General features: G+C 62.1%; 27 protein-coding genes. 2 read left to right on the top strand and 25 right to left on the bottom strand.

The features are described from left to right. Nucleotides 1-72 precede the first annotated feature (72 nt). The 6 genes from rpsI to eccCb all read right to left on the bottom strand — a co-directional run bounded on the left by rpsI (nucleotide 73) and on the right by eccCb (nucleotide 6544). On the bottom strand, nucleotides 73-612 hold the full coding sequence (gene rpsI, locus CCOY_RS02235) for a 30S ribosomal protein S9 (RefSeq protein ID WP_070422757.1): 540 nt from the start codon (nucleotides 610-612) through the stop codon (nucleotides 73-75). Further along, on the bottom strand, nucleotides 612-1055 hold the full coding sequence (gene rplM, locus CCOY_RS02230; RefSeq protein ID WP_070422756.1) for a 50S ribosomal protein L13: 444 nt from the start codon (nucleotides 1053-1055) through the stop codon (nucleotides 612-614). Before rplM ends, rpsI begins: the two co-directional genes overlap by 1 nt. A 292-nt stretch (nucleotides 1056-1347) precedes the next feature. Continuing rightward, on the bottom strand, nucleotides 1348-1632 hold the full coding sequence (locus CCOY_RS02225; protein WP_070450580.1) for a WXG100 family type VII secretion target: 285 nt from the start codon (nucleotides 1630-1632) through the stop codon (nucleotides 1348-1350). Between the two features lie 18 nt (nucleotides 1633-1650). Continuing rightward, nucleotides 1651-1962: a WXG100 family type VII secretion target gene (locus CCOY_RS02220; protein ID WP_070422754.1), complete on the bottom strand. Its 312-nt coding sequence runs from the start codon at nucleotides 1960-1962 to the stop codon at nucleotides 1651-1653. 103 nt (nucleotides 1963-2065) lie between these two features. Further along, nucleotides 2066-3049 carry a type VII secretion-associated protein gene (locus CCOY_RS02215; RefSeq protein WP_092101476.1) on the bottom strand — a complete coding sequence of 328 codons (984 nt, stop codon included), beginning with the start codon at nucleotides 3047-3049 and terminating at the stop codon, nucleotides 2066-2068. Beyond that, the gene (gene eccCb / locus CCOY_RS02210; protein ID WP_092101474.1) at nucleotides 3050-6544 is read right to left on the bottom strand and encodes a type VII secretion protein EccCb; all 3495 of its coding nucleotides are present in this window, start codon (nucleotides 6542-6544) and stop codon (nucleotides 3050-3052) included. It lies immediately after the preceding gene. A 194-nt stretch (nucleotides 6545-6738) separates the two neighbouring features. Here eccCb and eccD point away from each other — a divergent pair, with 194 nt between their 5' ends. After that, nucleotides 6739-8058: a type VII secretion integral membrane protein EccD gene (gene eccD, locus CCOY_RS02205; protein WP_208856581.1), complete on the top strand. Its 1320-nt coding sequence runs from the start codon at nucleotides 6739-6741 to the stop codon at nucleotides 8056-8058. 2 nt (nucleotides 8059-8060) lie between these two features. Then, the gene (locus CCOY_RS02200; RefSeq protein ID WP_244268676.1) at nucleotides 8061-9257 is read left to right on the top strand and encodes a S8 family serine peptidase; all 1197 of its coding nucleotides are present in this window, start codon (nucleotides 8061-8063) and stop codon (nucleotides 9255-9257) included. Here the strand turns inward: CCOY_RS02200 and eccB are convergent. From eccB to rpsH, 19 genes are all read right to left on the bottom strand, one after another. Then, a complete protein-coding gene (eccB, locus tag CCOY_RS02195) occupies nucleotides 9196-10488 on the bottom strand; it encodes a type VII secretion protein EccB (RefSeq protein WP_244268675.1) in 1293 nt (430 codons plus the stop codon). The genes CCOY_RS02200 and eccB overlap by 62 nt on opposite strands. A 71-nt stretch (nucleotides 10489-10559) precedes the next feature. Further along, nucleotides 10560-12665: a DUF6541 family protein gene (locus tag CCOY_RS02190; RefSeq protein ID WP_092101470.1), complete on the bottom strand. Its 2106-nt coding sequence runs from the start codon at nucleotides 12663-12665 to the stop codon at nucleotides 10560-10562. Between the two features lie 33 nt (nucleotides 12666-12698). After that, nucleotides 12699-13529, bottom strand: a complete 831-nt coding sequence (gene truA, locus CCOY_RS02185; protein ID WP_070771072.1) for a tRNA pseudouridine(38-40) synthase TruA — start codon at nucleotides 13527-13529, stop codon at nucleotides 12699-12701. A gap of 79 nt (nucleotides 13530-13608) precedes the next feature. Then, nucleotides 13609-14103, bottom strand: a complete 495-nt coding sequence (gene rplQ, locus CCOY_RS02180) for a 50S ribosomal protein L17 (RefSeq protein ID WP_070422747.1) — start codon at nucleotides 14101-14103, stop codon at nucleotides 13609-13611. 46 nt (nucleotides 14104-14149) lie between these two features. Continuing rightward, nucleotides 14150-15163: a DNA-directed RNA polymerase subunit alpha gene (locus CCOY_RS02175; RefSeq protein ID WP_070422746.1), complete on the bottom strand. Its 1014-nt coding sequence runs from the start codon at nucleotides 15161-15163 to the stop codon at nucleotides 14150-14152. A gap of 102 nt (nucleotides 15164-15265) precedes the next feature. Next, nucleotides 15266-15871, bottom strand: coding sequence for a 30S ribosomal protein S4 (rpsD, locus tag CCOY_RS02170; protein ID WP_070422745.1), 606 nt, complete (start codon nucleotides 15869-15871; stop codon nucleotides 15266-15268). Between the two features lie 27 nt (nucleotides 15872-15898). Then, nucleotides 15899-16300: a 30S ribosomal protein S11 gene (rpsK, locus tag CCOY_RS02165; protein WP_070422744.1), complete on the bottom strand. Its 402-nt coding sequence runs from the start codon at nucleotides 16298-16300 to the stop codon at nucleotides 15899-15901. A gap of 3 nt (nucleotides 16301-16303) precedes the next feature. Continuing rightward, entirely contained in the window at nucleotides 16304-16672 is a 369-nt protein-coding gene (rpsM, locus tag CCOY_RS02160) for a 30S ribosomal protein S13 (protein ID WP_070422743.1), read from the bottom strand. A 173-nt stretch (nucleotides 16673-16845) separates the two neighbouring features. Beyond that, nucleotides 16846-17064: a translation initiation factor IF-1 gene (gene infA / locus CCOY_RS02155; RefSeq protein ID WP_070422742.1), complete on the bottom strand. Its 219-nt coding sequence runs from the start codon at nucleotides 17062-17064 to the stop codon at nucleotides 16846-16848. Between the two features lie 172 nt (nucleotides 17065-17236). Next, nucleotides 17237-18034 (bottom strand): L,D-transpeptidase, encoded by a 798-nt coding sequence (locus tag CCOY_RS02150; protein WP_070422741.1) that lies wholly within the window; start codon nucleotides 18032-18034, stop codon nucleotides 17237-17239. A gap of 51 nt (nucleotides 18035-18085) precedes the next feature. Further along, nucleotides 18086-18877: a type I methionyl aminopeptidase gene (gene map, locus CCOY_RS02145; RefSeq protein ID WP_092101468.1), complete on the bottom strand. Its 792-nt coding sequence runs from the start codon at nucleotides 18875-18877 to the stop codon at nucleotides 18086-18088. Between the two features lie 80 nt (nucleotides 18878-18957). Next, nucleotides 18958-19503, bottom strand: a complete 546-nt coding sequence (locus CCOY_RS02140) for an adenylate kinase (RefSeq protein WP_070422739.1) — start codon at nucleotides 19501-19503, stop codon at nucleotides 18958-18960. Continuing rightward, nucleotides 19503-20831, bottom strand: coding sequence for a preprotein translocase subunit SecY (gene secY / locus CCOY_RS02135; protein ID WP_070482501.1), 1329 nt, complete (start codon nucleotides 20829-20831; stop codon nucleotides 19503-19505). The genes CCOY_RS02140 and secY overlap by 1 nt, the downstream gene beginning before the upstream one ends. Nucleotides 20832-21077: 246 nt before the next feature. Beyond that, the gene (gene rplO, locus CCOY_RS02130; protein WP_070422737.1) at nucleotides 21078-21554 is read right to left on the bottom strand and encodes a 50S ribosomal protein L15; all 477 of its coding nucleotides are present in this window, start codon (nucleotides 21552-21554) and stop codon (nucleotides 21078-21080) included. A gap of 7 nt (nucleotides 21555-21561) precedes the next feature. Next, nucleotides 21562-21747 (bottom strand): 50S ribosomal protein L30, encoded by a 186-nt coding sequence (gene rpmD / locus CCOY_RS02125; RefSeq protein ID WP_034997282.1) that lies wholly within the window; start codon nucleotides 21745-21747, stop codon nucleotides 21562-21564. A gap of 5 nt (nucleotides 21748-21752) precedes the next feature. Further along, nucleotides 21753-22385, bottom strand: a complete 633-nt coding sequence (rpsE, locus tag CCOY_RS02120) for a 30S ribosomal protein S5 (protein WP_070422736.1) — start codon at nucleotides 22383-22385, stop codon at nucleotides 21753-21755. Nucleotides 22386-22425: 40 nt separating this feature from the next. Then, the gene (rplR, locus tag CCOY_RS02115; protein WP_070422735.1) at nucleotides 22426-22830 is read right to left on the bottom strand and encodes a 50S ribosomal protein L18; all 405 of its coding nucleotides are present in this window, start codon (nucleotides 22828-22830) and stop codon (nucleotides 22426-22428) included. A 2-nt stretch (nucleotides 22831-22832) separates the two neighbouring features. Beyond that, on the bottom strand, nucleotides 22833-23369 hold the full coding sequence (gene rplF / locus CCOY_RS02110) for a 50S ribosomal protein L6 (RefSeq protein ID WP_070422734.1): 537 nt from the start codon (nucleotides 23367-23369) through the stop codon (nucleotides 22833-22835). 18 nt (nucleotides 23370-23387) lie between these two features. Then, entirely contained in the window at nucleotides 23388-23786 is a 399-nt protein-coding gene (rpsH, locus tag CCOY_RS02105; RefSeq protein ID WP_070422733.1) for a 30S ribosomal protein S8, read from the bottom strand. Nucleotides 23787-23889 lie beyond the last annotated feature (103 nt).

Genomic DNA, 23889 nt, shown 5'->3' with positions numbered 1-23889 from the left:
CCAACAATGACAGAAGAAACGGCAAACGCCGCCACCCGAAACCGGGCGACGGCGTGTGGAGTAAGCCAGCGATTAACGCTTGGAGTACTGCGGTGCGCGACGGGCCTTGTGCAGACCAGCCTTCTTGCGCTCCACGGCACGAGCGTCACGGGTGAGCAGGCCGGCCTTCTTCAGGGTCGGGCGCTCAGCCGGGTTGTAGATGTTCAGTGCGCGGGCAATAGCCAGACGCAGAGCACCGGACTGGCCGGTCGGGCCACCACCGGAGATGTTGGCCTTGATGTCGAACTGGCCCTCGCGCTCGAGCAGCGTCAGCGGGGTCAGGATGTCCTGCTGGTGCAGCTTGTTCGGGAAGTACTCCTCGAACTCACGGCCGTTGACTGTGATCTTGCCTTCGCCCTCGACGACGGTCACGCGAGCGATTGCGCGCTTACGACGACCAACAGTCTGGATCGGGCCCTCGTGCAGCGGTGCGACCTCAACGGTCTCCTCAGCAGCGTCAGCCTCCGGCGCAATTGCGTCACCGATGGTGTAGTTGAACTCCTCGGTTGCTGCGGTTGCGGCATCGATGTCGGTGTCGGCAGCGAGGTTGTCGTAGTTGTTCGGCTCGGTCATTACTGTGCCACCTGCTTAAACTCGTAGGTTTCCGGCTTCTGAGCAGCGTACGGGTGCTCGGAGCCGACGAAGACGTGCAGCTTCTTGATGGACTGGCGGGAGAGCTTGTTGTGCGGCATCATGCCCTTCACAGCTTCCTCGATCACGCGGTCCGGACGCTCGTCCAGTGCGCGGCCCAGGGTCATGGACTTCAGACCACCCGGGTAGCCGGAGTGGCGGTAACGCATCTCGCGATCGCGCTTGTTGGAGGAGATGTGGATCTTGTCGGCGTTGATCACGATGACGTGATCGCCGGTGTCAACGTTCGGTGCGAACTGCGGCTTGTGCTTACCGCGCAGCAGGTCTGCTGCGGTGGAAGCAAGCTTGCCCAGCACCACGTCGGTTGCGTCGATGACGTACCAGTTACGGGTCACGTCACCGCTCTTCGGGTGGTAAGTAGACATGCATGACTCCTTAAAGTCTGTCTAGATTGCTGCCGGCCATACTTCGCATGTTCCTCGACGGTTCCGGCGGCCGGTGGAGACCCGAAACGCGCGTCAGGCGGGACACACAGGGGTTAAACACTACGGCAATCTGGCCACAAAACAAAAACGCCGCCGCAGGTGTTCCCCATAGTCACCTGCGGCGGCGTTTCCCCCGAGTCCCCCTTTTTTCTTTTGTGGATGCGCCGGGGACGGGTCTGCCGCGCCCTATCCCCCGATGGTCGGCGTTGTCGCCCCGACGCAAGTCTGTTGATTAGCCCCAGCTGTTCGCTGCAGCGTTGTTGACGGCCAACATGGTGGAGTTGCCATCCTCAACGGTCTGCGCGATCTGGGTGAGGATCTGGTTGAGGTCCTCTGCTGCCTGGTCCCACTTGGCTTGGTGTGCCTGGTAGGCGGTGGCGGCGGTACCTTCCCAGGTCTGGACCATGGGCTGGAGCATCTGCTTCAGTTCGGCCAGGTCGCCGTTGATGCGGGATGCGGATGCGCGCATATCTTCGGATGCGCCGGCGATCTGAGTGAAGTCGTATTTGATCTGCATGGTGGTTCCCCCTTGTGGTTAGAGTGCGAGTCCGCCAGCGAGCTGACGGAGGCTGTCGGTGTTGGTTGCGTCGGTGGACTCGTAGTGCTTCGCGTTGTCGCGAATGTTCGCGGAGATCGCGGTCAACGCCTCCGACAAACGCTTTTGAGCGTCGTCGTAGCGCATCATCAGGTCGTCGAAACTGCGCTGCGCGTTGCCCACCCAGTAGTTGCGAGTGGATTCGACTACCTGTTGGATGCGATCGATTTCACGGTTGACGTTTGCGTTGGTGTCGTCGGTACGGTCTGCGGCGGCGCGCATGACCTCCGCTTCAGTGGCGAACAGCTCCATGGTTTCCCCCTTGTGTGTTTAGGTTGGATGAACGGTGTGTGTTTGCCGTTCATATATCTGACTGACATTTGGTGCTTTCGGTTCCATCGAATTCAAAAGTTTTTCATGTCCGCATGTCAGCCCCCTTAAATTCAGCGGTTTCCATGGCCATTCGACACGTTGCGCGTTGCACTGTGGTGGGTTCATGGCGCGTGTGACAGCCCACGAAAAGCTGGGTGGTGCCGTGCGGCCAGGTCTTCCAGAGCGCCTGCGATCCATCCGCGGCGCGCTCCAGGTAGGTCACCGAGGTGCCATCCGTGTCCACAAGTTCTGTTTGCGGGTCCGCCTCAACATCGGCGAGGAGTTGCTCGGCCATAGTCTTGGCCGGTAATTGGTACAGCCTCTCGACGGCGATGTGGAGGCGGAAATTCGGATCATCGCCGGTTGCGCGCCACGTGCCATCGTCGGCCTCAAGCGCGAACCCGGCAGGCAGTTCCACTTGAAGGCCGTCTTGTTCAAGCAGGACGGTCTGCGGTGCTTCTTCGCGTATCGACGACTCCACCACCACAGACGGCGTTGCCCCCGCCGCAGCTTCAGTAGCCGTCGGTGTCGCAATTGAACTGTCCGTGTTCGCTGCACTGCTGGCGCTGCCGGCACTGCCAACGCTGCCTTTCCAGACAACGTTGAAGATGACCACCGCACACACGACTGCGACCACCGCGACGACTGCGGCGATGATCCAGACGCCGATGTTTGACGAGCGGTTGTCCGCAATTGCCGCGAACGTGTCTGTCGGCGGGTCCCGTGGCGGATCCCACGGCGCAGGTGGCGCGGAGGGTGCGTTGAGCGAACGTGGCACGTCTGCCGGATCGGGACCAAGGAGTTCGGTGGTTAAGTCAATGTCGTAGTCCGCCAGGGCGTACTCGAGCTCGCGTAGGCGCGTGTCGTCTGCGGTGATGTGCACGTGTGCCCCGTCTGGGTTCGGCCCCAGCACAGTGCGGATCGTGTTCGCGATTTCACGGCTGCTTGGCGCGTCGAAGCGGTGGACGTCGGCTGCACCGGTGAACACGGTCGACGCATCGGTCGCGGTAATGCGCAGGTCTGTCATTTAGTCCTCCATATTCAGCATCGGCAGTTGGATCATGCCCTTCGGCTCGCCCTGTACGAGCGTTGCGCGCCCTGGTGGCTGCGGTGCCGGTCGGACGCCGAAGAGTGCGCCTTCGTCCTTGGTGCCGTCCAGAATCAGCACGTCTGGGTGAAGGTCTTTCACAGCGGCGAGGAACGGGCCAAACATGGCACGCCCAACACCGCCGAACTTGCGTGCCACCACGATGTGCAAGCCGATGTCACGCGCGTGGGGCAACAAGTCGATGATTGGGCGCAGTGGTTCGTCGCCGACCAGGTCGAGATCGTCGATAAGCAAGTAGAGCTCTGGGCCTGCCCACCAGGACCTGTCTGCCAGTTGGGCGGGCGTGACGTCGCTGCCCGGCAGTCGCGAGGTCAGCGTGGTGGCCAGCGAGCGCACCGCATCGGTGATCGCACTCGAGGAGGCCGCGTACGCCGCGACCATGTCGCTGTCGGCGTTGCGCAGGTGGGCCCGCCGCGGGTCGCAGATCACCATGCGGGCTTGTTCGCGTGGCATCGCTGAAATAGCCGCAATCGTGCTGGCGATGAAGGCGGATTTGCCCGCGCCGCCTGCACCGATGGCCAGGATGTGGCCGGTGGAGTACAGCGGTGCAAGGTCCGCTCCGCCAATGCCGAGTGGGATGCGGGTGCCGTCGATAAGCGGTTGCGCGTCGACTCTTGCTGGCAGCACGCGCAGGCGTGGCACCGGCGTCTGGCTCGCCGCCTGGGCTGCGATGTGTGCGATGTCTTCGGCGCTGGTCAGCGCGACATGCATGACTTTGCCGTCCGGGGTGAGCGCACGTCCCGGCACGGCGGCGAGACGTTCTTGGGCCTTGCGGTCGATCAGCGAATCCATCGGCTCGGTCAGGCGCATCTCGATGCGGGTGCCGATGAGGTCGCGCACATTCGCACGCACTGCGTTCCACCGCTGTGTGGTAACCAGCAGGTGCACGCGTGCAGCAGGGCCTTCGGAGGCGATCCGTGCCAAAGGATCGCGCAGGTCCTCAAGTTTGGAATCGTTGGCCAGCAACGCATGCCAACCATCGACAACGAGCAGTGTCGCGCGCGAGGCAGGCACATCCAGAAGTCCGGTGACCTCGTCGATAACACGGCGCGTGCGTTCTTCGTCCTTCGCGTTCGCCACACCCGCCACGTGTGGCAGGGACTCGATGTCGCTGTAGTCGCCGCCGCCTGCGTTGATGATGTAGATCGCCAACTCATCGGTTGTGCGACACAGCGCTTGCTTGGCGACGATCGACCGCACCGCCATCGACTTCCCCGTCTGCGGCGCACCAGCAATGGCAACATGCCCACCGGCACGGGAAAAGTCCACGGCGAAGGGGACTTGGAGTTGGCGATAGGGCTCGTCGACGAGGGCGATGGTGTCGTCGACAAGCGAAGAAAGCGCGAGCGTATCCGGCAACGGTGGCAGCCACACCTGGTGGGCGCGCATGCTCCGGGTTGCGGCGACGTCGCGGGCTTTCTCCACAACGGCGTCGAACAGCGTTGTCGAATAGTCGGTATCGGTAACAGTTTGCGGGGCGATTTCTATCTCGTCGCCGGTAAACAACCGCACTGTCGGCGCGTCCGCTGGGTGCGACAACACCTGGCGGGTCAGCGGACCGGACACGTAAGAACCCCTGAAGCGGGTGAGTTCCATACCTGACTTGAGGTAACCCGAGCCCGGCTCACTGGGCAGTTCATAGGCATCCGGCACGCCGAGGACTTGGCGCGACTCCCCTGCGGAAAACGTCTTCAACCCGATGCGATACGACAAGTGGGAATCGAGCCCGCGCAGCTTTCCTTCCTCGAGCCGCTGCGAGGCGAGCAACAAGTGCACACCAAGTGAGCGGCCCAGGCGGCCCACCGCGACGAAAAGGTCCGCGAAGTGCGGGTGTTGCGAGAGCAATTCTGAAAACTCATCGACGATGATCACCAGCGACGGCAGTGTGTGCCCGGCGCGGGTGTAGTCGGTGATGTTGGCAAAGTTGCCTGCGGCACGCAGCAGTTCCTGGCGGCGGTTCAACTCGCCGGAGATGGCATCAAACATGCGCTCGACCAGCACGGCCTCGTCTTCAAGGTTGGTGATCACCGCACTGGTGTGGGGCAGGTCCTCGCAGCCGAGGAAGGTTGCGCCGCCCTTGAAGTCCACAAGCACCAAGTTGAGCTCGTCCGGCGAGTGCGTTGCGGCAAGCGCAACAACGATTTCCTTAAGCAGTTCGGACTTACCACTACCGGTAGCTCCGATGCAGAGCCCGTGTGGGCCCATGCCACCGAGCGCTGATTCTTTGAAGTCCAGGTACACCGGCTGCCCATCGGGGGTCGCGCCGATGGGCACGACAAGCTTGTTGCGCATCCCCGGCCACATGGTGGTGGCATCGAGTGCATCCAGGTCCGTAATCCCCAGCATGGCAAGCAGATCGCCCGTGTCTTCACTCGCACCTTCTGGGCGTCGGTAGAACCCGAGGTGGCGAGCGATGAACTCGGCCTGCGCGTCAGTGAACGAGTCCGGAAGGCCGAGTTGCTCCATGCCCTGTTCGGTGACCGCAGCGAGCGTATCGGTGCACACGAGGTGGAAGGCATCCGGGTCCACAAAGTAGTGCTCGTCCGGGTGGACGACAATCACACAGTCGGCGTCGGGGGCGTGGAGGTGCTCCACGGTGGCGTCGATAAGCACCACGCGAAAACGTGCATGTTCCGCGCGAGCGTGCGGCAGCCACTTCGCCCACGCGAATGGCGCGTCGATGCTGACCAACTCGGGCCCATGAAAAAACGCGAGTTGGCACACGATGGAACGCGCCACCTCATGCGCGCCGGGACCAGCCAAGGTGACCGCGGGAAATGCATCGAGCTGCACAACAATCGGCATGCCAGGCACGGTGCTTACGGCAGCGACAGTGCGACGAAGACTCACCGCGCACACCGGGTCAAGGTCCTCTGGGCTTCCCGGATCCTCTACATCGACAGGCGTGCACAGCGCACCGCTGCCAGTCCCCAACCGGACGGTCAACGCCAGCGGTGACGCCGCAGTGCGCTCCCAAACCCGCTCCACCGGTGTCGCAGCAACAAGATCTGCCGGAGCCGGGTGCAACCCTGTCGCGTGCGCGCGCTGTTGCGCTGCGTTCGCGCGCGCCTTCCGGGTCAACGCATCCAGGTGGCGCAGGTACACCCGGCGCGTTTCGTTGATATCTCCCTGCCGATCTTGCGGATTGATCATGCCCAACAGTCCGAAAAGCATCATCAGCGGGAAGATCAACATCATTGGGCTCACAGTGCGTCCAGATGTCATCATCAGCGCCATCACCGCACCAACGGCAACCACCATCACAATTGGCAGCAAGATCTTGATCACCGGCTGCGTCTGCGGCTTTTGCGCTGTTGGGACTGGCTCTGCACGCAGTTGTCCTGTTGGCAGTGCCGGCACGTCAGGTGTGCCCGCAGTTGGTGCGAGCACAGCATCGTGGTCTAACCCGAGCATTCGTGGATCCCCCCTTTTCACCCCATGTGGCCACAGTTCCCCCGAACTGTGTTGGGCATAGTGTTGAGCGCAGTGTAGACCATTTGCCCGCCAAAGGGGTACGAAAAGCTGGACTGCAGCGTAACGGTGCGCCATACTGGCCCAAGTTGCGTGGCAAATGGGGGCCACGCGTTGAGACTTCCGGGGGAAGAGTTTTGGTTGCTACTTCGGCGCACCACATTGTGCGCGTAACCGTACGTGTTTCTGTTGCGGCGTTTCACCGCGATATCGATGTCACACTGCCGACATCCTCAACGTTTGCAGAGGTGCTGCCCGAATTGGCGCGTCTTGTGGAACTGCCGCAGATCCACCGCCCGTGGGAAATCTCCACGGCAGGCGGACGCCCACTCGACATGCACACGCCGTTGTACGCGCTCAAGCTTCACGACGGCGCCGTGATCGCCCTGCGCCCCAAAGAACCCATCGCACCTCCCGTGGTACGCGACGCCGCCGACGCCCTCGCGCACGCAGGCCGCAATGCCCGCAGCGTGCGCGGCCTCGACGCCGCCGCAACCCTCGTAGGGTTAGCGTGCATTGCGTTGCTGCTCAGCATGTTTACCCCACCTCCCGCGACCTTCGCCGTCACCGGGTTATGTGCGCTCACCCTCGCTGCTGTTGCGAAATCGCCCGCCGTGTTTGCTGCCGCGCCGTTGTGCCTCGGCTGGGCCGCCGCCACATGGGTCATCGGTGGCGCAGAACCGAACCTGCACAGCACAGACGTTGCTCTTGGCGCACTCGCAGGTGTCGTCACAGCCTTCATCACCGTCGGCATTGGAGTGGCTCTGCGCCTTGCAGGCCCTGCATTGGTGGCGTTTGCTGTCACGGTTGGTGTGCTCAGCGGCATCGGCACGTTAGGCACCTGGCTGCCCGCCGCAAACGCGCCTGCCGCATTATCCGTCCTCACCGGCCTGTTTACGGTTGCCGCCACACCCGGCATCGCCACCCGTGCTGCAGGCCTTGCCGTGGCGCACGTGCCCACCGCCGGCGAAGAATTCGATCGCGCCGACGAATACCAACCAGACGTCGACGCACGCAGCCGAGTCGCCACCACCATCGCCAGCGCAGTCACCGCCGGAATTGCCACAGTGAGCATCCCTGCGCTCCTCCAGATCGGCAGCAGCGGCGGTGCATGGAACCTCGTGTTCTGCACCTGCATCGCTGGCGCACTCGTCGTCTACGCATCGCGCCACCACTGGGCTGCAACCCGCATTGCGCTGATGGCGATAGCACTCGCGGCAGTCATTGCTTCCGCCATCAGCGTTGTGCGTATCGACGACCCGCATCCCGCCCTCATCACCATCGCCGTCCTCACCGCACTGGCAGCTACAACCACCGTGCTGTGGGCCCGGCGCGTACCCGACCTAGAACCGACAACCGTTGTCTGGTTCGAACGTGCCGAAATCGCCGCCCTCATCGCCGTCATCCCACTCGCGGTACACCTCACCGGGGTCTTCGACCTGATTCGAGGGCTGTAACAATGCGCACACGTTCCCTGCCCGCTTCCGCACTGTTGCCACTGATGCTCGCCATGCCTGTACTCTGCGCACCTGCAGCACTCGCGCCGGGCTCGCTTACCTACGCCTCCGCCCAAGACATCGCCTGCGCCGTGCCTTCGGCAGCACAACCACCAGGTGAGACACCTGCGGAGCTCCACGAGCTCCGTCGCTTCGCCACCGGAGCCGGCGTGCGCGTCGCCGTCATCGACACTGGCGTCGCTCCACACCCGGAACTTAATCACCTGCGCCCCGGAGCCGACTTTGTCGGCGACAACGCGCTTGCGGACTGCGACAGCCACGGCACCATCGTCGCCGGCGTCATCGCTGGGCGCACGCTCGGCATCGCACCAGATGCGGAGATCCTGGCGGTGCGCCAAACGTCAGCCCATTACCGCGGTGGCCGCGGCCAATCTGTCGCGGGGGACCTTGAGACGCTCGCTTCTGCAATCAACAACGCGCTCGACGAAGGTGCGCACGTGCTCAACGTCTCTGTCGTGTCCTGTGTGGACCCGGGGCTTGCCTCACGCATTGATCTCAATGGACTGCGCGGCGCGTTGCACCGTGCCGAGGCCGACGGCGCAGTCGTAGTCGCCGCATCCGGCAACACCAGCGCCGATTGTGAACCAGGCTTTAGCGTGATCCCAGCTCTGTTTCCCACGGTGCTTGCTGTGGGGGCTCGCGAGGACACCCACACGCTCGCGTCATACTCCATGCCAGCGGAAATCTCCGCAACCGGTCTTGTCCCACACGCGCTCGCATCCAGCGGCAACGGCTGGGCCGACGGCACGCTCACCCGTGACGGGTCACGCCCCTACGTTGGAACCAGCTTCGCCGCACCGGTAGTCAGTGGTGCGGCCGCGTTACTCATGCAGCGCTACCCCGGCATCACGCCGGACCACGTGCGCACGCTCATCACCGCCGCAGCACAACACGGCGGCGGCGCAATCACCCCGCACAACGTGATCAGCCAACTCACGCCGGACGACATCGCGCCCCGAGACACCGTCACCGTGGCCCCAACAGAGCGCACCGCCTCCTTAGCCGTGAAACGGTTCAGCAGTGTCGGTCTCGGCGCAGTTGTGTTCGCTCTGCTGGGTGTCCTTGTACTGCGTGCTGTTAGTACGTGGCGGTCAAAGCCGCAGCCCGGGTCAGCTCCTCGCCCTCCGGCAAGAGGCTGACAATCTCCCAAGGCACGCGCTCGACATGCACCGCACCGACCGTGGCAAGTGTTTCCGCATCGGGTGCACGGTGGCGCAACCCGTTGCTCGCCACGACGTGGAAGCCATGTCCGGAATCCACACCGATCGAGCCATCCGCAAGCCCCACAAAGTGTGTCGCCACCGACGCCCCAGACAACGCAATCGCCGAAGTATCACCGGATCGCACTGCACCGTACCGTGCTGCACCAGCGTGTTCTGTACCGTCGTGTTTTGTACCGTCGTGTTCTGTACCGGACTGCACCGCGCCACCACGGTCCTGGTCCACGCATACCGTCTGCTGCACCGGGTCAACCCACTGCGGGCGACGCTCTGGAATCGTCAGCCCTAAGTCCCCGTCCTGATACGTGGCTAACTGTTCGCGGCCGATGCTGCGTTGCTTCGCGCCAGCATCCAACAGCACTGCCTGCTGCACCTCACTGAGCGGCTCGATTCTCCCGTTGAACAGCGCCCACGCACCGCTCTCAGCGACCAATACTTCTGGCAACCGGTCGGGCGTAGGTACTGATACCGGTGGCAATTCCTTCAGCGCCGTCATCACCTGCAACGGTGGCTCCCACACCGGAGTGGTGTGCCCGACCCCCAACGCACGGCGCACGATACGCCCCTGCGGGGACGCCGCATCAGGCAGCAACTGTCTGCCCTCACCAGTCACCAGCCATTGGCGGGTGCCGTCGGTGGCCAGCACGGTATCGTCGCCAAGCAAAGGCTCCGGACGCTGCCCCGCAACCACCGTCACACGGCCCGGCACCGCACACACCGACCATGCAGCATCAACCGCACCCTCCGGCGCAAACATCGCCGGCGCAGCCACAATACCCACCTGAACGCCACGTGGCATCGCCGCCAAATGCTCATCACCCACCCGCGACGGATCAGCCGCCGCACCAGCAATCAAGCGTGCAGAAGAAAGATTGGTCACCGGATGAACAGTGTCATCAACACGCACATACAGCGTGCCGTCCGACGCCCGCAGAATCGGGGCATCCCCCGGATCTGCATTCGGACGCATCCACGCAAACAACCCCATCACCCCGGCGATCATCACCACCGCAGCAACACCAAACACCGTGGCGCGATGGCGCGCCGACAACGGGTCATGAATCATCCGGATATCCCCGAACAACAACCCATGCTCCATACGACGGCGCATGAACTGGTGGCCCGAAACCTGGGCACGTGTAGTAGGCAAAAGTTTCGCCATAATTCCCCCTCCCCCGAGTAAGTACTCAACAGGCTACAGCCTTAGCACCCCGCGCGCATCTACCAGGCGGCTACACCGGCATCTTCAAGCTCGAATAGCTCATCCGAGCCGTGGTCCTGTCCGTCTTTGCGCATCGCCCGCAACTGGGCGGTGGAGAACTCGCTGTTGACCGCAAACACCGACGTCGTGCCCTTGCGATACACCGGCGTCACCCCGTTTGACGCCCAGAACGCCCGCAGCATCGGATACTGCGGTTTCTGGTCCGCCCAAAACGACCCCGGGCTGAGCACAAAGAACCGTACGTTCAAGTCCTTCAGCGCCTGCTCCACCACTTCGCCGTTGTCTTCTCCGATGAAGTCCGCGTGCTGGAAAATTGTGTCGTGCGCTGAGCCAATCCCGCCGGTCGGCCATAGGTAGTGCCGGGAAACCGACGGCAACCCGTTGTAGGCATACATCCACGAATATCCATCCGCAGGATCACCCATGATCGTGCCTTCCCACGCTGCGTCCTGGGTCGCCAACCAGTCAAACACCTGGAGGTCATCCGCGCTTACCATCCGTCCGCTTTGGCGCGGGGTAGCAAACGCGTCCTGTGCACCAGCCTCAGTGTGGTTGCGTACCTGTGGCACCGCCGCCGACCCGGCGATCACCGCCACCGCGATCGACGCCAGCACCGTGGCTCGCTGCCCCGTACCGGTTCGTGTTGCGAGTGGAGCGAAGGTGACAAGGCGGATAATCACAGCAATGCCGATGGCGGCCGCTGCCCACACGCACATCACCACCGGCATGATCAGCCGGTGCCCCGTGCTGTAGTGCAGGTTGCCCACCATGGCCAGTACATCGCCCCACGCGTTATCGAATGGTGTGAGCGCATTTGCGGTCACCGCAAGCGAAACCACATACAACAGCACAGGCCACACCTGGCCGCGCCACAGCACCAACGCCAGCGCGCCTGCACCGGCGAGCCACAGCATCACCGTCGGGTCGAAGTCCGGGAAAAACTGAGAGACGTGCCGGGTGTCCATCCGAAACGCACTCCCCCACGCGCCGCCGCGGCCTAGTTTCTCCTGCGGCGCCCACGAGGCAACCTCACTCGCCTGGTCCGACCCCGCCAGCACTTGGGGCAAAAACACGAGCGTTGCCGCGGCTGCCGGGAGTGCCATCCACACCGTATCGCTGCGACGCGAGCGCACCGGGCGAACCAGCAGCGACGTCGCCCACGCAAAGATGACGCCGAGTACCACCACGGTCACCGCAGCCGGGTGTGTGCACAACACGCCAAGGAACCCGATCGCAGCAGGCAGCGCACCCGCATGCCGTGCCGGAACTTCAAGGAACTGCCAAACCACGATGCCGGTCAGGGTCATCGCAAACAGGTACGGCCACATCCCCACGTAGTCGGGCACCCACAGCAGCTGCGGGGCCGCGTACGCCATGATCGCGGCAAACGCGGCGGCAATCTGCGCGGTGAGCCCAGTCGAGCGCATAAACGCGAACACCAGACTCACCATGGTCAGCGGCAGTGCCACCGCTGGCAGCACCGTCGACGCGATGTTGACCGCCCGAATCGGCTCAAGTCCAGCAGCCTCCGCAAAGAGAGCAACACCCGCGTGGAATCCCGACGGGTAGAACAGCCGCGCGTGCGTTTCGAAGTTCTGCAGCTCGCCCATGCGTGTCGACGACGCCACGCCCGTCTCCATCACAAACCGCACCGCATTCGCATGCCACTGCGAATCCCACCCCTGGACGATATTGTCCGCACCGTTGGGCATCTGAGCCAACCACGACAGCCGGTCCGTAACTGCCATCCACGCCGCGACCGCTACCCCGACAAACGGAATGCCCCAGTGCGTCCACTCCACCTTGCCGGGAAAAAGCGCACGGTGCCACGGCACATCACCACCGCGGCGGGCCTTGCGTGCAAACGCATAGCGCCACCCGCCAGCCACCGCGAGGGCAAGCACCATGCTCACCCCGAACGTCCACAGGTTAAACGGCGCACTAGTCACGCCCCACATCCACGACGACACTCCGATAACACCGAAGGTCACCGGCAGCGCCGTGGTCACCGCTGCAGGAACTCGGAGGCCTGCAACCCACGCCACCAGGAATCCGGGAAGCAGGAAAAACACAACTGCAAACCATGCTGCGGCTGCTGTGGTCATCGCACCTCCCAGATTGTCAGTAACCCAAGCATGCTACATCTCGCGACGCGCGCGGGTAGCTTCGGCGCGGGCAGCTAACTCAGAATCAGCGGGATACTCGACGCCGACCAACGTCAGGCCACGAGCGGGAGCGAGTGGGACTTCGGGCGCGCGTTCGTCGCGAAGCAAGAGCTCCTTTGGCCAGTCACTCCCCCGGCGGCCCTCCCCGACGGTTAAACACGTCGCGGTCAGCGCGCGAACCATATTCCAGCAAAACGCATCCGCAACAATGCGCGCTTCGTACACGGTGTCCTCGACCTGCGACCACTCGAAAGAATGCACGTCGCGGATCGTGGTGGCATGCTCCTTCGGGCGGCAAAACGCCGCAAAGTTGTTCAAGCCCACAAGCGCATCGGCACACGCCTGTGTCGTCTCAAGGTTGATAGGTTTTGGCCACACCGCCGTATCGCGCGCCCGTGTTGGCAACGCACCTGCCGGATGCGTAGTCACCCGATATACGTAGGTGCGGGCCAACGCCGAGAAACGCGCGTCAAACCCCTCTGGCGCTTCCTCGACATTAAATACGCGGACGTCTTCCGGGAGCAGTTTTGCTAATCGACGAACCAACCGTCCCGGGTCCCCCTCAATCGAACGCTGATCAAGGCTGCTGCGAGGAATATCCACATGGGCGGTCTGTCCCGAGGCATGGACTCCTGCGTCGGTGCGTCCAGCGACGGTAAGGGAGACGCTACTACGCAGCACCAGGCTCAACGCCTCTTCGATGGTCTGTTGGACTGTGCGGATGCCGCTTTTCTGGCGCGCCCAACCGTGAAAATCGGTGCCATCGTAGGCGATATCCAATCGCAGCCGCATCGTCTCATCCATGGCGATCAATCTTAACTGGGCAATACAAAACGCCCAGCTACACGGGGTAGCTGGGCGTTACGCGAGGAAGGAAGTAAGTTTACTTCTCTTCCTCAGCAGCGGTCTCCTCTGCCGGAGCCTCGGTGGTCTCCTCTGCCGGAGCCTCCTCAGCCTTGGCCTCCTCAGCCTGGCGGGATGCAGCTGCGCGTGCAGCGCGGGTTGCCTCGGTGGTAACGGTCTCCTCGAGCACCAGGGAAATCTGGGTCATCGGAGCGTTGTCACCGGAGCGGTTCGGGAGCTTGATGGAGCGGGTGTAGCCGCCCTCACGGTTCTCGAACTTCGGCGCGAGCTCGTTGAACAGGTAGTTAACAACCTGCTTGTTCGGCAGCTCAGCGAGGACTGCGCGGCGGTCAGCCACAGTGCCCTTCTTCGCCTTGGTGATCAGCTTCTCAGCGTACGGACGCACGGCGCGTGCCTTAGCGTCCGTCGTCTTGATAGCGCCGTTCTCGAAGAGGGACTGCGCCAGGTTGGCCAGAATGTGCTTCTGGTGCGAGGCGGACCCTCCGAGGCGGGCACCCTTCTTGGGGGTAGGCATATTCGAACTCCTCGTATGCGGTTAGTTGAGCGCGTGCTCTGTTGTGTTACTCGGTCTCGTCCGCGCCGTCGTCCACGAAATCGCCAGTTTCGGCGTCGTAGCCTTCGAGCTGGGTCGGGTCGAAATCTTCCGGAGCGTCCTTCAAGGTCAGGCCCAGGTTAGCGAGCTTGATCTTGACCTCGTTGATCGACTTCTGGCCGAAGTTGCGGATGTCCAGCAGGTCGGTCTCGCTGTACTCAGCAAGCTCGCCCACGGTGTGGATCTCCTGACGCTTCAGGCAGTTGTAGGAACGAACAGAGAAGTTCAGATCCTCGATCGGCGTGGAGTACGCAGCGATGTACTCGGACTCCTGAGCCGACGGGCCGATCTCGATGCCCTCTGCAGCGGTGTTGAGCTCACGAGCCAGGCCGAAGAGCTCCACCAGGGTGGAACCAGCCGACGCGAGCGCGTCACGTGCGGTCATCGAGTTCTTCGTCTCAACGTCGATGATGAGCTTGTCAAAGTCGGTGCGCTGCTCAACACGAGTTGCCTCAACCTTGTAAGCAACACGGGTCACCGGCGAGTAAATCTGGTCGACCGGGATACGGCCGGCCTCTCCACCGGAGTTCGGCATAGCCGGGACGTAGCCACGGCCGCGCTCGACAACAAGCTCCATCTCCAGGCGTGCCTGCTCGTTAAGGGAGGCGATGTGCAGATCCGGGTTGTGAATCTCCACGCCTGCCGGTGGCTCGATGTCACCTGCGGTGACGTCGCCCGGCCCCTCGACTGCAAGCTGCATGACTACCGGCTCGTCAAAGTCGGAAGACAGCACGAGGTCCTTGATGTTGAGGATGATCTCGGAGACATTCTCCTTGACACCGTTGATCGTGGTGAACTCGTGGAGCACACCGTCGATCTTGATGGACGTCACGGCTGCGCCCGGGATGGACGACAGCAGCGTGCGACGCAGGGAGTTGCCCAGGGTGTAACCGAAACCAGGCTCGAGCGGCTCGATGACGAACTTCGAGCGGTTGGTATCGATGTACTCCTCGGTCAATTCAGGACGCTGAGAGATGAGCATGAACTTCTCCTTTGGCTCCCGCTATATGAAGCCGGTAGGGACTGATATGGAAGATTCCGTGCACCGTGGACGGCGCGCGGGGTGAAGCAAACGTGTGAAAGTTTACTTCGAGTAAAGCTCGACGATGAGCTGCTCCTGCAGCGGCACCTCGATCTGAGCGCGCTCGGGCAACTGGTGCACGAGGATGCGCAGGGTGTCCGGAACGACCTGCAGCCAAGCCGGAACGACAGCGTCCAGGAGGTTGTCCTGAGCCTCTTCGAACCACAGCATGTTGCGGGACTTCTCACGGACGTCGATGATGTCGTACTGCGTTACCGCGAACGACGGAACGTCGATGCTCTTGCCGTTGACCGTGAAGTGGCCGTGGGACACGAGCTGACGTGCCTGACGGCGGGTCTTAGCCAGACCAGCACGGTAGACAACGTTGTCCAGACGGGACTCCAGCAGGATGAGCAGGTTGTCGCCGGTCTTGCCCGGACGACGGTTCGCTTCTTCGTAGTAGCGACGGAACTGCTTCTCCATCACGCCGTAGGTGAAGCGAGCCTTCTGCTTCTCCTGCAGCTGGAGCAGGTACTCGGATTCCTTGATGCGAGCGCGACCAGCCTGCCCCGGAGGGTACGGGCGACGCTCGAAGGACATGTCGCCGCCGACGAGGTCGACGCGGAGGCGACGGGACTTACGGGTAGCAGGGCCGGTGTAACGAGCCATGTCTCTTTACCTCTTTTCCTTTCAGCCTTAAACGCGACGACGCTTCGGCGGACGGCAGCCGTTGAACGGCTGAGGCGTCACGTCGGAGATCGAAGACACCTCCAGGCCGGCAGCCTGGAGCGAACGGATAGCGGTCTCGCGGCCGGAGCCCGGACCCTTGACGAAAACGTCGACCTTCTTCATGCCATGGTCCATTGCCTTGCGGGCAGCGTTCTCTGCAGCCATCTGCGCAGCGAACGGCGTGGACTTACGGGAGCCCTTGAAGCCAACGTGGCCGGAGGACGCCCAGGAGATGACGTTGCCCTGCGGGTCCGTGATGGACACGATGGTGTTGTTGAAGGTGGACTTGATGTATGCGTGGCCTGCGGCCACGTTCTTCTTGACGATGCGACGTCCGCGACGTGCACCGGAACGAGTCTGAGTAGCCATAGGTTACTTCTTCTTTCCTGCGATGGTCTTCTTCGGGCCCTTGCGGGTACGCGCATTGGTCTTGGTGCGCTGGCCGCGGACAGGCAGGCCACGACGGTGGCGCATGCCCTGGTAGGAGCCGATTTCGATCTTGCGGCGGATGTCTGCCTGAACCTCGCGGCGCAGGTCGCCCTCGACGGTGTAGGAGGACTCAATCGCGTCACGCAGAGCGGAGAGCTGGTCATCGCTCAGATCGTCCGTGCGCAGGTCCGGAGAAATGCCCGTCTTCTCGAGCAGTTCCTTGGATCGGGTTGCACCGATGCCATAGATGTAGGTGAGAGCGATCTCCATGCGCTTATTGCGCGGGAGATCAACACCAGCTAGACGTGCCATGAGGTACGTACCTTTCGGGTTGTTACGGTGGTTTTCTCCCCACCCGTCCACGTCAACCAACGCTTTATCCGGACCGCGCCGGAGGATGGGTTGGGATTACACGCGGCTCCAGCCACCGTGGCCGGAGGTAAACGACCCACTATGAGCAGGTCTGGGTGAGGAGGCTGAAATGCTTACTTGTAGCGGTAAGTGATACGCCCGCGTTCCAGGTCGTAGGGAGAGAGCTCCACCACGACACGGTCCTCAGGGAGGATGCGGATGTAGTGCTGGCGCATCTTGCCACTGATGTGGGCGAGAACCTCGTGCCCATTGTCGAGTTCGACACGGAACATGGCGTTCTTCAGGGGCTCGACGATGCGGCCCTCAACCTCGATTGCGCCTTCTTTTGCCATACACTCCACTTCCTACACTGCCCGCAAATGTGCAGGCAGAAACGTTTTCTTACCGTGACAGTCGGTACCTGCCAACACTTCGTGGCAGCACCGCTGGACTACTTTATCCGCTCACCTGCGAAAACGCAAAAGGCCCCAGCATTTCGCCGGGGCCAATATGCAACAAAGATGCCTAGTAGACGTAGACCTTGTCACCGATCTGCAGATCACTGAAGTAGCGCTGTGCATCACCGCGGTACATGCGGATGCAGCCGTGAGACAGAATGCTCGGGTCCCCCTCATGGAACGCAATACCGTTGTAGGTGAAGTACGTGGCGTACGGCATCGGTGCGTTGCCGAACTCCCAGGAGATCTCGTCCTTGACCTTACGGTTGACGTAGAAGGTGCCGCGCGGCGTCTCGTAGCCCGGTCGGCCCGGACCAATCAGGCCCGACTGGTAGTACATGACACCGTTGTTCTGCAGCCAGGAACGGCGACCATCAATGTCAATGCAGGCCTTGGCATCGGCCGGGCACGGACCGTAGTCAAAGCCAGCACGCGGGTTCGGAGCCGGCGCCGGAGCAGGAGCTGGTGCCGGAGCGGGAGCCGGCTTCGGTGCAGGCTTCGGCTTCGGAGTCTTCTCGGCGATGAGTCCGGGGAAGAAAACCTCCACGATCTCGTCGATACGCTGCTTCGCCTTCGCCGGCAGATCCGGGCTGATATTCGCCAACCCGTCTGCCTGCAAGCGCAGGTTGTTGCGAAGATCCCAAGCTGCATCCCGTGCAGACTTATCCAGGTTTGCAAACGCGGTGTTTGCCGACGAGGACAGCGCATCAAGGCTGGAGGTTGCAACCGGATTCGGGGCCGGAGCAGGCGCTGCCTGCGCAGTCACAGGTGCAGCAAGCGTAGCGACGACACCAAAACCGGCGGCAAACGTAATTGCACGTCGCTTCAACGGCGACTGCTTTGCATGGCGAGGACGGTAAGACATGCCGGAAGTATAACCGTATAGCTATGAATCACGCATCGACGCGCCAGCCGTTTATACGCGCGGAGTAAGAATTCGTGGTCCCTGAGCGGTCGCTGCCACGGTGTGTTCCCAGTGTGCTGCCGGTGAACCATCGAGGGTGGTAACCGTCCATTCGTCGTCAAGTACGCGTGTGTCGTAGCCACCACCCAGGATCAACATCGGCTCGATCGCCAACACCGAACCTTCCTGAATCACAGGACCCCGATTCGGCTTGCCCTCATTAGCCAGGTACGGGTCTTCGTGCATCGTGCGGCCAATGCCGTGCCCGCCGTAGCCATCCACAATGCCGAGCTCAACGCCGAAACGCTCCTCGGCGGCGTAGGTTGCCAACTCCAACGCGTGAGACACGTCAGTGAGCTTGTTGCCCGGAACCATGGCTTTCAGACCTTCTGCGAGCACCCACTCGGTTGCGCGGTTGAGCGCGTCCACATCCGGCGCAAGTTCACCGATACCGAACGACCAGGCACTGTCCCCTACCCAACCGTTGAACGTCGCGCCGCAGTCGATGGAAACCAGGTCCCCTTCATTGAGCACCACGTCGGCGGATGGAATGCCATGGACCACCACATCGTTGACCGACGCACAAATTGAGCCAGTAAAACCGTGGTATCTGAGGAAGGTCGGCACAGCGCCATGGTCGCGAATGACGGTTTCCGCCACCTTGTCAAGGTCAAGCGTGCTGACACCCGGCTTTGCCGCAGCACGGACCTCCTGCAGCGCGACACCGACAATGCGGCCGGCTGCCTCCATCGCATCGAGTTCGTCGGGGGTTTTGGCGGCAATCTTGCGTTTGCGGAATGCCATAGCGGGTTGCTCCTTTGTGGTGGTCGTCGATAAGCAAAAGCGAAAGGCCGGTGCGAACACCGGCCTTGAACGTATTCGGGCTACTTGCCCAGCTGCGCCATGGCGCGCTGGTTGATCTCGTCGACGTCGCCCACAGCGTCGATAGAAATGATCTCCTCACCGTAGTGATCGATCAGCGGTGCGGTCTCATCGCGGTACACGGCGAGACGGGTGCGGATGGTCTCCTCGTTGTCGTCTGCACGACCACGGGCGAGCATGCGCTCCACGACAACGTCCTCATCAACAACGAAGTTGAGCACGCCGTCGAGCTTCTCGCCCTTCTTCGCCAGTAGGTCGGTCAGGATCTCAGCCTGCTCCACCGTGCGCGGGAAGCCGTCCAGCAGGAAGCCGTCCTTCGCGTCGTCCTGGTTCAGGCGATCCTCAACCATGCGTGCGGTGACATCGGTCGGCACAAGCTTGCCGGCGTCGATGTAGCTCTTTGCCTCAACACCGAGCGGGGTGCCCTCGCCAATGTTGGCGCGGAACAGATCACCGGTGGAGATGTGCGGAACACCGAGCTTTTCGGAAAGGATAGCGGCTTGGGTGCCCTTGCCGGCACCGGGAGGGCCAAGGAGAACGAGACGCATTATCGCAGAAGTCCTTCGTAGTTGGATTGCAGAAGCTGGGATTCAATTTGCTTAACCGTGGTCAGGGCCACGGAAACCATAATCAGGATGGCTGTACCGCCAAACGCGCTCATACCCATCCGGCCGGAGCCGGTGATACCGGCGTCCATTGCCAGGTTCGGCAGCACTGCGATCAGCGCGAGGTAAATCGCGCCGACGAACAGCAGGCGGTTCATGACGAACGCGAGGTATTCAGCAGTCGGACGGCCCGGACGGATACCCGGGATAAAGCCACCGTACTTCTTCATGTTCTCTGCCTGATCGACCGGGTCATACTGGATCGACACATAGAAGTAGGAGAAGAAGATGATCATCACGACGTAGGTGAGGATGTACTGCCACGAACCCGGGTTCTGCAGCCATGCCATCACGTGGTTCATCCACCAGTTGTCCGGCGGAGTCGGGTTATTCATGGTCACGATCTGTGTGATCAGAACCGGCACGTACATCAGCGACGAGGCGAAGATGACCGGGATAACGCCAGCCTGGTTGACCTTCAGCGGCAAGTAGGTGGAAGAACCACCGTACTGGCGACGGCCCACCATGCGCTTGGCGTACTGCACCGGGATACGACGCTGGCCCTGCTCAATGAAGACAATGCCGACGACCAGCGCAATAAGCGCAAGGATGACGAGGATCAGCGTCAAGGCACCGGAGTTCTGGAGGATGAACGCACCCTCGGACGGGATCTGGGTTGCGATACCCGCGAAGATGAGCAGGGACATACCGTTGCCCACGCCCTTTTCAGTGATGATCTCGCCGAGCCACATGATGAGCACCGCACCGGAGGTCATCACAAGGATCATCATGATCAAGGTCCAGACATTGCGGTCTTCCACCAGCACCGGCATTCCCTGGCCGAGCAGCTGCTCGCGGTCTGCCAGCGCGACGATACCTGCGGACTGCAGCAACGCCAGCGCGACCGTGAGGTAGCGCGTGTACTGCGTCATCTTCGCCTGGCCGGACTGGCCTTCCTTCTTCAGCTCCTCGAACTTCGGGATCACGACAGTGAGCAGCTGCACGATAATCGACGCCGTAATGTACGGCATGATGCCGATCGCGAAGATCGACAACTGCAGCAGTGCACCACCGGAGAACAGGCCAATGATGGAGAACATCGTGGCACGGTCACCCTGGGCAACCTCTTCGAGTCGCTGGTTGATCAACGCGTAATCAACGCCCGGGGACGGGATCTGGGCACCTACGCGGTACAGAATCATCAGCGCAAGGGTGATCAAGATCTTCTTGCGAAGGTCAGGATCCTTAAACGCCTGAGCAATTGCGGACACATAGCCTCCTGGCTTCCACCTGAACCGCGGCGGAAGGTAGTGGATAGTGCAGCGCCGACTCGTGCATGAAGGCACACAAAACGGGCCGTCGCCGTGTTTGACCCCACTACCCTAGCAGCTGTGCTTAAAAAGTTGATACTCACGGTCGACTTTACCGCTACAGCACAGCGAAAACCCCCACACCGGACAGTGATTGTCCAGTATGGGGGCTATCTCAAGCGCGGAAAGCGTTACGCTTTCGGCTCTTTACGCGTCCTTCGGAGCGCGCTTGGAGAACTCGACGACGGTGGCGGAGCCGCCAGCAGCCTTGAGCTTCTCCTCAGCGGACTTGGAGAACTTGTTTGCGGTGACGTTGAGTGCGACGTTGATGTCGCCCTCTGCCAGCACCTTCACCGGCTGCTTCGGGCGAACGAGGCCCTTAGCGACGATGTCGGCAACTGCAATGTCGCCACCCTGCGGGAATGCTTCCGCGAGGTCCGCGACGTTGACCACCTGGTACTCGACGCGGTTCGGGTTCTTGAAGCCCTTGAGCTTCGGCAGACGCATGTGCAGCGGCATCTGGCCACCCTCGAAAGCAGCGGAAACCTGCTTACGAGCCTTGGTGCCCTTGGTACCGCGGCCAGCGGTCTTGCCCTTGGAGGCCTCACCGCGCCCAACGCGGGTCTTGGCCTTGTTTGCGCCCTCTGCCGGGCGCAGATCATGGAGCTTGATGATGTCAGCCATGTTTTATCTACTCCCCTGCAACTTCTTCGACGGTGACGAGGTGACGCACCTTGAGGATCTGGCCGCGGGTAGCAGCGTTGTCCTTCTTCACCACGGACTGACCGATCTTGCGCAGACCGAGAGCCTCGAGGTTCTTGCGGGTCACCGGCTTCTCACCGATCTTGCCGTGGTGCAACGTAATCTTCAGTGCCATTGTTCTTAGGCCTCCTGTCCTGCGCGAGCGCGCAGCATACGTGCCGGGGCAACGTCCTCGACAGCCTTACCGCGCTTCGCTGCGACCTCTTCCGGACGCACGAGCTGCTTCAGGCCGGCAACGGTGGCCTGAACCACGTTGAGGGCGTTGTCAGAGCCGAGGGACTTGGCCAGGATGTCCTGGACACCAGCGGCCTCGAGCACCGGGCGGACTGCGCCACCGGCGATCACACCGGTACCCGGAGCAGCCGGGCGGAGCATGACGATACCGGCGGCTTCTTCAGCCTGAACCGGGTGAGGAATGGTGCCACCGATCATCGGGACGCGGAAGAAGTTCTTGCGAGCCTCTTCTGCACCCTTCTGAATTGCGGCAGGAACTTCCTTCGCCTTGCCGTAGCCAACGCCGACCATGCCTTCACCGTCGCCGACGACGACGAGAGCGGTGAAGGACATGTTGCGGCCACCCTTAACGGTCTTGGCAACACGGTTGATGGTGATGACGCGCTCGATGTACTTATCGCGCTCGTCGTTCTGGTTGCGACGGTCGTCGCGACGGCCACGGCCGCCGCGGTTACCGCGGTCGTTGTTGTTCTGGTTGTCGGCGGAGCGCCCGCCGTCACGCCGTTCACGTTCGGCCATTACGCGATCCTTCCGTTGATGGTGATGTTTGCCGTGATCATTAGAACTTCAGACCACCTTCACGAGCAGCTTCAGCCAGGGCCGCAACGCGGCCGTGGTACTTGTAGCCACCACGGTCGAAGACGATCTGCTCGATGCCTGCTGCTTTGGCACGCTCAGCGACGAGCTGGCCAACCTTTGCGGCCTTCTCCTTCTTGTCGCCCTCCAGGTTGCGCACGTCTGCCTCGATGGACGACGCAGAAACCAGGGTGTGGCCTGCGAGGTCGTCGATGACCTGGACGTGGATGTGGCGAGACGAGCGGTGCACAACGAGACGCGGGGTCTCCGGGGTGCCACGCAGGGTCTTGCGGATGCGGTAGTGGCGACGTGCGCGGGCCTCGCGGCGGCGGGACGAGATGTCCTTGCCCACCGGGGTGCGCTTGGTGTTCTCTGCAGTATTGCTCATGATTACTTACCCGTCTTTCCGACCTTGCGGCGGACCTGCTCGCCGGCGTAGCGGATGCCCTTACCCTTGTACGGGTCATCCTTACGCAGACGGCGGATGTTTGCCGCAATCTGGCCAACCTGCTGCTTGTCAGTGCCTTCGATGGCGAACTTGGTGTTGCCATCGACGGAGAACGTGACGCCTTCCGGCGCCTCAATCAGGATCGGGTGCGAGTAGCCGAGGGAGAACTCAAGGTCCTTGCCCTTCTGCTGCACGCGGTAACCGACGCCGAAGATCTCCATGTTGATCTTGTAGCCCTCAGTCACGCCGATGATCAGGTTGTTGATCAGCGAGCGGGTCAGGCCGTGCAGCGAACGGCTGTCACGGTGATCGTCCGGACGGGACACCACGACTTCGTTGTCTTCGACGGAAGCGGTGATCGGCTCCGGCATCTCGAGGTCCATGGTGGCCTTCGGGCCCTTGACCTCAACACGCTGGCCGTCGATCTTCACCTCGACGTTGTTCGGGATTGCGATGGGTGCATTACCTACACGCGACATAGTCTTTTCAACCTCCCCTTACCAGACGTAAGCGAGGACTTCCCCGCCTACACCCTTCTCTTGAGCCTGGCGGTCGGTCAGCAGGCCGTGGGACGTGGAGATGATTGCCACGCCCAGGCCACCGAGCACCTGAGGCAGGTCGTTGGACTTGGCGTACACGCGCAGGCCCGGCTTGGACACGCGGCGCAGACCAGCGATGGAAGCCTCGCGGGTCGGGCCGTACTTGAGGTTGAGCGTCAGCGATTTGCCAACCTTCTCGTCCTCAACTTTGTAATCTTCGATGTAGCCTTCCTGCTTCAAGATCTCAGCAATAGCTGCCTTGAGCTTGGAGGACGGCATAGACACGGTGTCGTGCTGCGCAGTTGTTGCGTTGCGCACGCGCGACAGCATGTCCGCAATCGGATCTGTCATGGTCATTGTGGTGACCGTTTCCTTTCTCGTTGCGGTTCCCTAAACCCACCTGACCCTTTTCAAGGTCGCGTTTTCCGCATGGTCTATCGGGGGCTACTCAACGCTGCCC

This window comes from Corynebacterium coyleae, assembly GCF_030408635.1.
Classification (GTDB): Bacteria; Actinomycetota; Actinomycetes; order Mycobacteriales; family Mycobacteriaceae; genus Corynebacterium; species Corynebacterium coyleae.
This window is presented reverse-complemented; position numbering and strand designations above follow the sequence as displayed.

What these genes read in the sequence shown, in the direction of transcription:
- map (WP_092101468.1), bottom strand. Translation starts at nt 18,877, where the DNA reads ATGGCATTCCGCAAACGCAAGATTGCCGCCAAAACCCCCGACGAACTC.
- rpsM (WP_070422743.1), bottom strand. Translation starts at nt 16,672, where the DNA reads ATGGCACGTCTAGCTGGTGTTGATCTCCCGCGCAATAAGCGCATGGAG.
- rplQ (WP_070422747.1), bottom strand. Translation starts at nt 14,103, where the DNA reads ATGCCTACCCCCAAGAAGGGTGCCCGCCTCGGAGGGTCCGCCTCGCAC.
- CCOY_RS02225 (WP_070450580.1), bottom strand. Translation starts at nt 1,632, where the DNA reads ATGCAGATCAAATACGACTTCACTCAGATCGCCGGCGCATCCGAAGAT.
- rplR (WP_070422735.1), bottom strand. Translation starts at nt 22,830, where the DNA reads ATGAGCAATACTGCAGAGAACACCAAGCGCACCCCGGTGGGCAAGGAC.
- rplO (WP_070422737.1), bottom strand. Translation starts at nt 21,554, where the DNA reads ATGGCTGACATCATCAAGCTCCATGATCTGCGCCCGGCAGAGGGCGCA.
- CCOY_RS02150 (WP_070422741.1), bottom strand. Translation starts at nt 18,034, where the DNA reads ATGTCTTACCGTCCTCGCCATGCAAAGCAGTCGCCGTTGAAGCGACGT.
- CCOY_RS02215 (WP_092101476.1), bottom strand. Translation starts at nt 3,049, where the DNA reads ATGACAGACCTGCGCATTACCGCGACCGATGCGTCGACCGTGTTCACC.
- rpsE (WP_070422736.1), bottom strand. Translation starts at nt 22,385, where the DNA reads ATGGCCGAACGTGAACGGCGTGACGGCGGGCGCTCCGCCGACAACCAG.
- eccCb (WP_092101474.1), bottom strand. Translation starts at nt 6,544, where the DNA reads ATGCTCGGGTTAGACCACGATGCTGTGCTCGCACCAACTGCGGGCACA.
- rplM (WP_070422756.1), bottom strand. Translation starts at nt 1,055, where the DNA reads ATGTCTACTTACCACCCGAAGAGCGGTGACGTGACCCGTAACTGGTAC.
- rpsH (WP_070422733.1), bottom strand. Translation starts at nt 23,786, where the DNA reads ATGACCATGACAGATCCGATTGCGGACATGCTGTCGCGCGTGCGCAAC.
- CCOY_RS02190 (WP_092101470.1), bottom strand. Translation starts at nt 12,665, where the DNA reads ATGACCACAGCAGCCGCAGCATGGTTTGCAGTTGTGTTTTTCCTGCTT.
- truA (WP_070771072.1), bottom strand. Translation starts at nt 13,529, where the DNA reads ATGGATGAGACGATGCGGCTGCGATTGGATATCGCCTACGATGGCACC.
- CCOY_RS02200 (WP_244268676.1), top strand. Translation starts at nt 8,061, where the DNA reads ATGCGCACACGTTCCCTGCCCGCTTCCGCACTGTTGCCACTGATGCTC.
- CCOY_RS02220 (WP_070422754.1), bottom strand. Translation starts at nt 1,962, where the DNA reads ATGGAGCTGTTCGCCACTGAAGCGGAGGTCATGCGCGCCGCCGCAGAC.
- rpsD (WP_070422745.1), bottom strand. Translation starts at nt 15,871, where the DNA reads ATGGCTCGTTACACCGGCCCTGCTACCCGTAAGTCCCGTCGCCTCCGC.
- CCOY_RS02175 (WP_070422746.1), bottom strand. Translation starts at nt 15,163, where the DNA reads ATGCTCATCTCTCAGCGTCCTGAATTGACCGAGGAGTACATCGATACC.
- rplF (WP_070422734.1), bottom strand. Translation starts at nt 23,369, where the DNA reads ATGTCGCGTGTAGGTAATGCACCCATCGCAATCCCGAACAACGTCGAG.
- rpmD (WP_034997282.1), bottom strand. Translation starts at nt 21,747, where the DNA reads ATGGCACTGAAGATTACGTTGCACCACGGCAAGATCGGTGAGAAGCCG.
- infA (WP_070422742.1), bottom strand. Translation starts at nt 17,064, where the DNA reads ATGGCAAAAGAAGGCGCAATCGAGGTTGAGGGCCGCATCGTCGAGCCC.
- rpsI (WP_070422757.1), bottom strand. Translation starts at nt 612, where the DNA reads ATGACCGAGCCGAACAACTACGACAACCTCGCTGCCGACACCGACATC.
- CCOY_RS02140 (WP_070422739.1), bottom strand. Translation starts at nt 19,503, where the DNA reads ATGCGTCTCGTTCTCCTTGGCCCTCCCGGTGCCGGCAAGGGCACCCAA.
- rpsK (WP_070422744.1), bottom strand. Translation starts at nt 16,300, where the DNA reads ATGGCTACTCAGACTCGTTCCGGTGCACGTCGCGGACGTCGCATCGTC.